At 58.5% G+C, this 7960-nt stretch carries 7 protein-coding genes and 1 pseudogene; 3 read left to right on the forward strand and 5 right to left on the reverse strand.

The window, feature by feature from the left end; all coding sequences use genetic code 11:
- Nucleotides 1-1607, forward strand: a 1607-nt coding sequence (locus ACTF5G_RS09540) for a TonB-dependent receptor (RefSeq protein WP_438952580.1), incomplete at its 5' end; no start/stop codon positions are given.
- A gap of 68 nt (nt 1608-1675) precedes the next feature.
- Here ACTF5G_RS09540 and ACTF5G_RS09545 read toward each other — a convergent pair.
- Genes ACTF5G_RS09545 through ACTF5G_RS09565 form a run of 5 tightly spaced genes read right to left on the reverse strand, consistent with a single transcriptional unit; the run spans nt 1676 to nt 7117 of the window.
- Nucleotides 1676-2890: an acyl-CoA dehydrogenase family protein gene (locus ACTF5G_RS09545; RefSeq protein WP_438952581.1), complete on the reverse strand. Its 1215-nt coding sequence runs from the start codon at nt 2888-2890 to the stop codon at nt 1676-1678.
- A gap of 52 nt (nt 2891-2942) precedes the next feature.
- The gene (locus ACTF5G_RS09550) at nt 2943-4070 is read right to left on the reverse strand and encodes a glutathione S-transferase N-terminal domain-containing protein (RefSeq protein WP_438952582.1); all 1128 of its coding nucleotides are present in this window, start codon (nt 4068-4070) and stop codon (nt 2943-2945) included.
- Nucleotides 4067-5851: an arylsulfatase gene (locus ACTF5G_RS09555; RefSeq protein WP_438952583.1), complete on the reverse strand. Its 1785-nt coding sequence runs from the start codon at nt 5849-5851 to the stop codon at nt 4067-4069. Before ACTF5G_RS09555 ends, ACTF5G_RS09550 begins: the two co-directional genes overlap by 4 nt.
- A 31-nt stretch (nt 5852-5882) precedes the next feature.
- Nucleotides 5883-6260: a hypothetical protein gene (locus tag ACTF5G_RS09560; protein WP_438952584.1), complete on the reverse strand. Its 378-nt coding sequence runs from the start codon at nt 6258-6260 to the stop codon at nt 5883-5885.
- A 5-nt stretch (nt 6261-6265) separates the two neighbouring features.
- Nucleotides 6266-7117 (reverse strand): type 1 glutamine amidotransferase domain-containing protein, encoded by an 852-nt coding sequence (locus ACTF5G_RS09565; RefSeq protein ID WP_438952585.1) that lies wholly within the window; start codon nt 7115-7117, stop codon nt 6266-6268.
- A 120-nt stretch (nt 7118-7237) separates the two neighbouring features.
- Here ACTF5G_RS09565 and ACTF5G_RS09570 point away from each other — a divergent pair, with 120 nt between their 5' ends.
- Both ACTF5G_RS09570 and ACTF5G_RS09575 read left to right on the forward strand, forming a co-directional pair.
- A complete protein-coding gene (locus ACTF5G_RS09570; protein WP_438952586.1) occupies nt 7238-7666 on the forward strand; it encodes an MBL fold metallo-hydrolase in 429 nt (142 codons plus the stop codon).
- 8 nt (nt 7667-7674) lie between these two features.
- Nucleotides 7675-7960 (forward strand): annotated as a pseudogene (locus ACTF5G_RS09575) (MBL fold metallo-hydrolase); the annotation flags it as partial.

A 7960-nucleotide genomic window follows, 5' to 3' on the forward strand; every position in this document is an offset into this window, starting at 1 on the left:
GCACTGCGAGCGGTATCGACGACCAGAATGATTCCGATGACTGGAATCTCCAAGGCAAGCTGCTATGGGATGCCACCGATCGGCTGAGCATCCTGCTCAGCGCTGCCCACGTTGATCGCGATACCACCTGCTGCACTGCTGACTCTGCCCAGGGCGATGCAGTACAGCAGGAACTGATCGATCAGGGCCTGTCGCCCGACAAAAATAATCCGTACGACTATGAAATTGCCACCACCTATCAGGACGCCTTCAGCATGGAATCTGACCTGGTCTCGCTGCATATCGACTACACACCGCACTGGGGTTCCATCACCTCTATCACCGCCTGGAACGACTACGAGTATCAAAGCAATTATGATGCCGACCGATCACAGCTGGATCAGTTTACGCTGGATGAACACAATGAGGGCGACAGTTTCTCCCAGGAACTGCGCCTGGACTCTTCCCTGGGAGACAATATTGACTACCAGCTAGGGCTTTTCTACTACGAGCAAACCACCCAGCGCGGCGACAAAACTCCCACTGCCATCCTCGGTGAGGACTTCATCACCATCGCCGACCAACAGGCTTTGCCACTGCCAGTACCCTCCGTGGCATTGATTGCACAACCCGGTGACTACGCCGCCTATCAAGACATCTGGGATAACGAGACCCTGGCAATATTTGGCCAGGCCACCTGGCACATCGGCGAGCGTTGGCACCTGACCGGGGGCCTGCGCTGGACGGACCAGGAACGCGAAGCTGAGCTGTTCAGTGAGACCTTTTCCAGCGCACCATTGGCTGCTTTGGGTAGTTTCATGGATATCGTCAGCACTCCCATCGACGTCACCCTTGATCGCAGCAGCGACAACGTGGACTGGCTGGCCAAGTTGGCCTATGACATCGGTGACAGCACCATGGTTTACGGCAGTGCCTCAACAGGCAGCAAATCCTGGAATTTCTCCGGGCAAACGGGCGCCCCCGAGACTCGCGAGTTCGACGATGAAAAAACCACCAGCTATGAATTGGGATTCAAATCCACCCTGCTTGATTCCACCCTGCGCCTCAACGCGGCGGCCTTCTATTCCGAAATTGAGGAATACCAGTACCAACAGCAGGCAGATGCAGGCATCGGCACCTTTGTCAGCAACGATGGCGAGGTAGGGGTGTCCGGCTTAGACATTCAACTGGATGCCGTACCACTGCCCAACCTGACGCTGACAGCCGGGCTACTGTACATGCACAATTACGAGATTACCGCAGGCCCAAGAGAGGGCCAGGCCCTGCCTTTTACAGCTGGGTACAGCGGCAACCTCGGCGCAACACTGGTATTTCCTCTCGCCGACGGCGGCATTTATCTACGCGCCGACTACATCTTCATGGATGACCATGTCACCAATGGCGCCAGCGCCGATCAGTTGGAAGACAAAGACTTTGACGACCGTGAGCTGCTCAATGCCAAGATCGGCTGGCGCAACGACAACTGGAACCTGTCGCTTTGGGGCAAGAACCTGACCGACGATGAATACGCTGCCCAGACTCTGATCACACAACTATTCAGCGGTCAGGACAGCTACTACCTCGCTCCCCCACGTACCTACGGCGCGACTTTGCGCTACGACTTCTAGACAGCGAGGGAAATAGGGGACAGACCACGATTTCGCCTTTTGGAAATCGTGGTCTGTCCCCTATTTATTTAGCCGGCCAGTTCGCGGATAGTGAGTTTGGCCAGCTGGGACATATGTACTTCGTCCGGGCCATCGGCGATTCGGCAGAAGCGCGCGTGGGTGAATAAATCCGGGATCATGGTGTCCTGGCAGACACCCATACCGCCAAATACCTGCATGGCGCGATCCGCCACATTCTGCGCCATATTTGGGCCCACAATTTTGACCATGGAGATATAGGGCATGGCAGCTTTGACGCCGTACCTGTCCATCATCTCAGCGGCTTGCAATACCAACAGGCGCGCCTGCTCGATATCGCAGCGACAGCGGGCGATTTCATGCTGGACGCTGGTTTTTTTGCTCAGTTTCTCGCCGAAGGCGACCCGATCCTCTGCGCGAGCGCACATCAGTTCCAGGCACCGCTGGGCTGCGCCCACCAACGTCATGGCGTACTGGAAACGGCCCGGGCCGAGGCGGCCCTGGGCAATTTCAAAGCCGCATCCCTCTCCCTTGATCATATTGCTCACGGGCACGCGCACATCTTCAAACAAGAATTCCGCTTCACCACCTGGTGAATGAAAATTATCGAACACCCGCAGGGGGCGCACCAGCTTTATTCCCGGCGTATCTCGCGGCACCAGGATGGTGGAGTGCTGACGATGACGGGGCGCGTCGGGATTCGACAGACCCATCACGAGCATGATCTTGCAACGTTCCTGAACCGCGTTGGTAGTCCACCACTTGCGCCCGTTGAGTACGTACTCGTCTCCATCGCGTTTTATTTCGAGCTCCATATTGGTGGCATCGGAAGAGGCCACCTGGGGTTCGGTCATCGCGTAGGCAGAGCGGATCTCACCCGCGAGCAGCGGCTCCAGCCATTGCTCCTGCTGCTCAGGCGTACCGTACTTGGCCAGTACCTCCATATTGCCGCGGTCGGGGGCATTACAATTGAACACCGCCTGGGCCCACATGACCTTGCTCATGGTTTCAAACAATGGGGCGATTTCAACGTTTGTCAGACCGGGACTCCAGGGCTGGTACTCGTGAGGCAGGAACAGGTTCCACAGCCCTTCAGCCTTGGCCTTTTCACGTAGATCATCAAACCAATCCGGAACCTGCCACAGGTTATCCTGGTTCAGTGTGAATTCATTCCAGTCGTGCTCACGAGGATAGATGTGCTCCTCCATAAACGCTTCCAGCCGGGCATTTATCTCCCTGACTTTTTCACTTACTTCAAATCCCATGATGTTTCTCCTAGTTCAAAATTGGAGAAATAGGGGACAGACCACTATTTCCCTATTCCCAGACCTCGAGGTTGTCCGAGCGGGTGATGCGCCGGTCCAGGGTGGTGCCGAGGATGGCGGACATACCGCAGGCATCGAGCATTTCTTCCACCGCGGCGCGGCCCATGCTGTCCAGGTCCGTATATATAGACTGCACCCGCTGCAACAGGTAAAACCGGTAGGGCTGGGCGAGCGCAGTGATCGTTTCGCCGCGCAATGTAAACTCGGCGGTTCCCATCGCCTGGGCGAGGCGCCCCACCGCGGGCTCGCCAGCCTGCGGCTGGTTTTGCGCCAACCAGGCGTTAATAAACTCTGCCGCCGCCCGTGTTTCCGGCACGAAATCCTGTGCAAGCACACGCAACACCGCCAGCAGGGTTTCCGGCACTTCGTCATCTGGCAGGAAATCGGTCGCGGCATGGAAATATTCAGGAGCATCCTGGTCGGCGCGGTTCATCCGCTCCACCCAGCGATAAACGCGGGTGGCGCGCTGCTGCATCAAGCGCGCGGGATGGGGATCGCGGCCCAGGTGCGCGTACATCGGCGCCAGCAGCCCGAAGTCACCAACACTGGGTCGCCACCCCAACAAGTAAGGGTACTGCTCAAAGTGTGCGTTCAGGGCGTCGAGATACTCGAGATACAGGCTCTCAACCAGATCGCGGGTCTGGTCGGTGACACCGAAAATCATGCCAGCGTGGCGCATGCGATTCATCATGGCCTCGGTTTTTTCCTCCCGCTGGGGCGTATCCCGCTGGGAGTGAAGGAAGTGGTAGCGCACAAATTCGAGGTTGTCTTCTGGGAAATTCCAGCGATAGTGCATGGCCGGCCGCAGCAGACCGTCGTTGCCGATCACATCGAACAGGGCACTGATAATTTGCTGTCGTGGCCCCGCCGGGCGACAGGGCCTGCCGTTGGCCGCCTCGAAGTGCTCGATTATCGCCGCACCGTCGCGAATCACCTCGCCCTCCGGTGTCACCAGGGTGGGAATGGTCGCCAGCTTACCTTTAGGAAGCACTTCCGCCTTGAAGCCCTCGTGGCCTGTGGACAGTTCCTGGAAGGCAATACCCTGCTTGATCAGGTAGGAGCGAGCACGTCCGGAATACAGGGAGTGGGTAATGGCGTAGAGCTTGTGATTTTCAGTCATCGTCGGCTATTCCTTCTCATTCGGTAGGCCACGTAAAATGGGGTGAGCAACAGCAGGGTTAACAGAAATAACAGTAACTCTTCGCGGTATTGCTGTTGCAGGGTATTGGCCACCAACTGGCGTATCTGCGTGTAACCGGCAGGCAACGGCAGTACTCCATTCTCACGCGCATAGCGCTGGTAGCGGGCGAGCATGCGCTGGAACACTACCGGCTGCTCGGCGGCCAGGTCGACGACCTCCCCCGGATCCTCGGCGATGTTGTAGAGGCGCCACTGCCCGTCACCGAGAGGCGGCTGGTTCACCACCAGTTTGTAATCCCCCTGGAACAGAGCGGCGTGACCGGTCAGTTCATAGCCCACCACATCCTCCTTGCCATACACGCGGTCAGCACTGCCATCGAGAAGCGGGCTGAGATCTCGGCCGATCATCGGCAGTACCGGCCTGCCGGCGTAGCGAGAGCCCGGCGCATCGACACCTGTCAGTGCCAGAATAGTCGGCGTGATATCCGTGGCCCAGGCTAAGGCAGGGCTCAACACCTGCTTGCGCGGCAGGCGTTCACCGGCAATGATCAGGGGCACGCGCATACCGCCCTCCCCGGTGTAGAACTTGTAGAACGACAGCGGACTCGCAGCAGCGCTGGCAAAGCTGGGGCTGATGGTGTTGTAACTGCCCTTCAGGCCCAGGCGCTCGTAGTCATTGTGATAGCCAAGCCGTCCAGGACCGAGGCTTGCAGGGAAAGCCATCGGGTCGGCGGGGCCACTGCCCTCGCTGCCGTTGTCCGAGGTGAAAACAAAAATCGTGTTCTCGTACTGCCCGGTGGACTTGAGGTAATCAACCAGGCGGCCGATGTGATAATCCATAGCCTCAATCATGGCACCGTAAACCGCCATGCGCTTGGCCTCGTAGCGCTTGCGCTCGTCATCCAGGGCATCCCAATCAGCGGTTGTCGACATGCGGGTCATGGCGGTGTCCGCCGGCACCAACCCCAAGCCGACCGCGCGCTGCAGGCGTTGCTCTCGCAATACGTCCCAACCGGCGTCGTACACCCCCATGTAGCGGTCGATGAACTCCTGGGGCGCCTGCACGGGCATATGCACCGCCATAAACGGCACGTAGGCGAAGAATGGCCGGCCGTCGCCAATATTGCTGTCGATAAATTCAATGGTCTTGTCGATCAGGAAGCGGGAGGAGTAAAAATCTTCCGGCAGGGTGAAGCGCTCGCCATCGGCAAACCAGTTGGCCTCATCGTACATGGGCAGATAGGGACGCTGTTCCCAGTTATCAGCACCGGAATCCATCATCGCCACCGTGCGCTGGAAACCTCGCCTGCTGGGCAGTTTGTCCGGGGTAGAACCCAGGTGCCACTTACCGGCCATATAAGTGTGATAACCAGCGCCCTCGAGCAATGTTGCCACGGTAACCACGTTGTCGCCCAGCACGCCCTGGTAGTGTGCGTGTGAACGCTGCTCCGGCGCCAGCATCTCAGGAATATTGGGCACACCCGCCAGGTGATTGTCCACGCCAGTCAGCAACATGGCCCGCGCCGGGGCGCAGTTGGCAGCAGTGTGATAATTGCTGAAGCGCACACCCTGCTCCGCCAGCGCTGAAAGCGTCGGGGTATTAACCTCGCTGCCGTAGGGCGCGATATCGGTAAAGCCCAGATCGTCGGCAAGAATGAAGACGATATTCGACCGTGTTACGGCCTCAGGTGGAACCTCCTCTGGCGGGTCCAACACCTGTGCAAATCCGGATCCTGCCAATAGCAGGACACCGACCAGCACCAAGCACCTGACAACAGCGAAGCCCACTGGCTCAGTCCGCTTCAGGCAGGCGCCGGGATGCCACCAGCAGAATGATGGCAACAACCACTTCAGGGCCAATCAAGCCCAGGGCCAGGGTCGCATCGTGACTCATCCAGGCGACGATGCGGCCAACTGCGGTGATCGCCAGCAACATGATAGCCGGGTAATACCAGCTACGGCGGCCGGTGATCAAGGCTATCAGCATACAACTACCCAGGGTCAGGAAGAAACCGGCCATATCTCCCACCTGGGAACTCAGGGCCACGCCCTCCCCCAGGGTCAGGCCGAACATGGGGGCCACGCCCGCGGGCGCTACCAGCCAGCGCACACCGGTCACCAAGAACAGTAGGGCCGGCAACACCACGAGTACTTTCAAGATTTTGTTCATCACTATCACTCCCGTTCTGCTAGTACTTGCATCATACGATGCGAGGTTTCGAGGCCCGAGTTCTGGTTCTGTCCGGTGACAAAGCGCTTTTCGTCATCCACCACCACATGGGTGGCAAAAAAATCCCTAAATGCGGTCTGGCTTTCGTATACAACGCCCGCTTCACGCAATGCCGCCTCCGGGTGCAGCGGTGTTAACTCAATACCGAGTTCCTTGATCTGCTTGTCAGTCACCCCGGTCATACGGCGCCCGGCAATCAGTAGCGAGCCATCGCGGGCGCGCGCGGTCACCAAGCCCAGTACGCCATGGCAGACACCACCGATTACCGCAGCCTTGTCACCGTAGTAGGACTCGCTCACCTTCGCCGCCAGCATGGGGGATTGCGCCAGGTCGTAGGCTGCGCCCCAGCCACCTGATATGAACACGATGTCGTACTGGTCGATATCCACATCGGCAATGGGAATGGAATTCTTCACCTTGGCCTGGGCAATGGCATCATCGAGGTAGCGATCGTCTTCCGGAGATCTGATCATGTATTGCAATGTCTGGGGGTCAATGGGGATTTCACCGCCCTGGACGCTGGCAATGTCCACCTCCATGCCACCGTCGAGGAACGTATAGTAGGGGTGGGTAAACTCAGAGGCCATCACCCCGGTGGCCGGGCCCTCGGTTTCCCCAGGCGCCGCCAGCACGCCGTGGCTGGTAGTGATGATCAGGGCACGCATGCCGGGCAGTGTTGTGGTTGGCCCTGAGTACTCGGGATGCAGGCCGGCCTTGTGCAGGATTGTCGGCAATGCGGCCAGAAACACCCCCCCAATGACCACCACGACCACCAGTACAGGCAAGAGCTTTTTCATCGTTGACCTCGTTTCTTGGCAGCAGGACGTGCTAGATATAATATATCGACAGTATTTGTGTCAATATATATGATAATTTTTCAAATTGCTACACTGACCAGATCCCAACAGGAGAACTCTATGAAAAAGCTAGTTACCATCGGTGCAATCGCCCTAGCTATCGCGGTGTTGGCCTACAGCCAGCGTGCAAATATCGCCAGCCGTTTGATGGCAAAAGGCCTGGAATCCCGCATGGGAGCAGATGCGGTCGCGGAACTGGAAGACGGCCTGCATCTGGCTTTGTGCGGCGCGGGCGGCCCACTGCCCGCTCCCAACGCCTCCGGCCCCTGCGTTGCGGTGGTGGCAGGCAAACAGCTCTTCATGGTGGATGCGGGTACCGACGGTCCGCGTAACCTGGGCCGCATGGGTTGCCAGCCAGGCAGCGTCAAAGGTGTGTTCCTTACTCACTTCCACTCGGATCATATCGATGGCCTGCGCGAAATCAGCACCATACGCTGGGCAGGGGGCGACAATGACGCCCCCTACCTGTCTATGGCCCGCGCGGGGTAGAGCGGGTAATGGACGGCTTCAACGCCGCCTATGCCCAAGACTTTACGTATCGCCACGAGCACCACGGCGACCTGGTGGCTCCCATGAGTGCAGCTGGCATGCAGGCAGTGCCCTTTGACAAGCCGCCCATGGGTGAACTGACCCTGGTTTACGAGGGTGAGGGATTAAAGGTAGAAATGCTCGCGGTGGACCACTCCCCGGTGGAACCCGCAGTGGGGTACCGCTTCAGCTACAAGGGTCGCTCACTGCTGATCACCGGCGACACCACCAAGCAGGCCAACATCCAGAAGTTCT

It is taken from the genome of Porticoccus sp. (assembly GCF_965660005.1).
Classification (GTDB): Bacteria; Pseudomonadota; Gammaproteobacteria; order Pseudomonadales; family Porticoccaceae; genus Porticoccus.

Excerpts from the sequence above, each read along its gene's own strand:
- ACTF5G_RS09545 (WP_438952581.1), bottom strand. The coding sequence starts at position 2,890 with ATGGGATTTGAAGTAAGTGAAAAAGTCAGGGAGATAAATGCCCGGCTG.
- ACTF5G_RS09550 (WP_438952582.1), bottom strand. The coding sequence starts at position 4,070 with ATGACTGAAAATCACAAGCTCTACGCCATTACCCACTCCCTGTATTCC.
- ACTF5G_RS09560 (WP_438952584.1), bottom strand. The coding sequence starts at position 6,260 with ATGAACAAAATCTTGAAAGTACTCGTGGTGTTGCCGGCCCTACTGTTC.
- ACTF5G_RS09565 (WP_438952585.1), bottom strand. The coding sequence starts at position 7,117 with ATGAAAAAGCTCTTGCCTGTACTGGTGGTCGTGGTGGTCATTGGGGGG.
- ACTF5G_RS09570 (WP_438952586.1), top strand. The coding sequence starts at position 7,238 with ATGAAAAAGCTAGTTACCATCGGTGCAATCGCCCTAGCTATCGCGGTG.